This window comes from Phenylobacterium sp. (assembly GCF_030693805.1).
Lineage (GTDB): Bacteria > Pseudomonadota > Alphaproteobacteria > Caulobacterales > Caulobacteraceae > Phenylobacterium.
In genome coordinates this window covers 1-1,143 of the sequence record NZ_JAUXZW010000143.1, presented here as the reverse complement: position 1 = coordinate 1,143, position 1,143 = coordinate 1, and the positions used below count along the sequence as shown (strand labels likewise).

The window sequence follows — 1,143 nt, the reverse complement described above, 5'->3', positions numbered from 1 at the left end:
GCCAGGTTGAGCAGGCGCAGCAGGTTGCTGGCGGCGCTGCGCGAGCGGCCCACGGCCTGCGCGGCGGTTTCGTGAGTGAGCCCAAACTCCTTGATCAGGCGCTGCAGGCCCTGGGCTTCTTCCAGCGGGTTGAGGTCTTCGCGCTGGATGTTCTCGATCAGCGCCATGGCGGCGGCGGCCTCGTCGGGCACCTCGCGCACCAGCACCGGCACCGTGTCCAGCCCGGCCAGGCGCGAGGCCCGGAAGCGCCGCTCGCCGGCGATGATCTCGAACTTGCCCGCGTTGTCGCCAGCGCTGAGGCGGCGCACCAGGATGGGCTGCATCACGCCCTGCGCCTTGATGGATTCGGCCAGCTCGTAGAGCGCGCCTTCGTCCATGTGGGTGCGCGGCTGGTACTGGCCGGGCACCAGCTGGTCCAGCGTCAGGCTGGACGGCGAGCCTTCGGCGGCGCTGGGCGCGGGCACGGTCTCATCGACCTTGGGGCCCAGCAGCGCTTCGAGGCCACGGCCGAGGCCTTTGGGTTTTTTGGTGATCACGGGTTCAGCCCTTGTTCAAAGTGTTCAGCCAGGCACGGCCTTCGGGCCAGTCGCCCAGGCCAGACTCGGCGTTGATGTGGCCACGCGCCCCCAGGTCCACGAAGTGGCTGCCCCAGGCCTGGGCCAGGGCCTGCGCTTTGTCGAAGCGGCAATAGGGGTCGTTGTGACTGCCCACCAGAATGCTGGCAAAGGGCAACGGCTGGCGAACGATGGGGGCCCAGCTCGGCAGCTGCGGGCCCAGGTCGGGGTGTTCGGTGTCGCCCGGCGCCACCAGCAGCGCGCCCAGCACGCGGGCGGTGTTCAAGGAATGGGCGGCCCAGGCGGCGGTGAGGATGCAGCCCAGGCTGTGCGCCACCAGCAGCGCGGGGCGTTCGTCCTGCAGCAGCACCTCTTCGAGCCGGGCCATCCAGTCGCCGCGCCGGGGGGTTTCCCAGTCGTGCTGCGCCACGCGCTGGTCGCCATACAGCGCTTCCCAGCGGCTCTGCCAGTGGTCGGGGCCGCTGTTCAACCAGCCGGGCAGCACCAGCACACGCGGTGTCATGGTTTCATCGAACCGAGGCGGTCCACCATCTCTTGCGCAAAGGCCACAAAAGCCTGGCTGCCCCGG

General features: G+C 69.8%; 2 protein-coding genes. Both read right to left on the bottom strand.

All coding sequences use genetic code 11. The annotated features are described in order from the left end of the window. Positions 1-536: ParB/RepB/Spo0J family partition protein (locus tag Q8M88_RS06370; protein WP_305595525.1), on the bottom strand; the 536-nt coding region annotated here is incomplete at its 3' end. 4 nt (positions 537-540) lie between these two features. After that, entirely contained in the window at positions 541-1,077 is a 537-nt protein-coding gene (locus tag Q8M88_RS06365) for an alpha/beta hydrolase (RefSeq protein WP_305595523.1), read from the bottom strand. Positions 1,078-1,143: the final 66 nt, after the last annotated feature.

Bases quoted from the DNA above. Each gene is read 5' to 3' on its own strand.
- Q8M88_RS06365 (WP_305595523.1), bottom strand. From the start codon at position 1,077: ATGACACCGCGTGTGCTGGTGCTGCCCGGCTGGTTGAACAGCGGCCCC.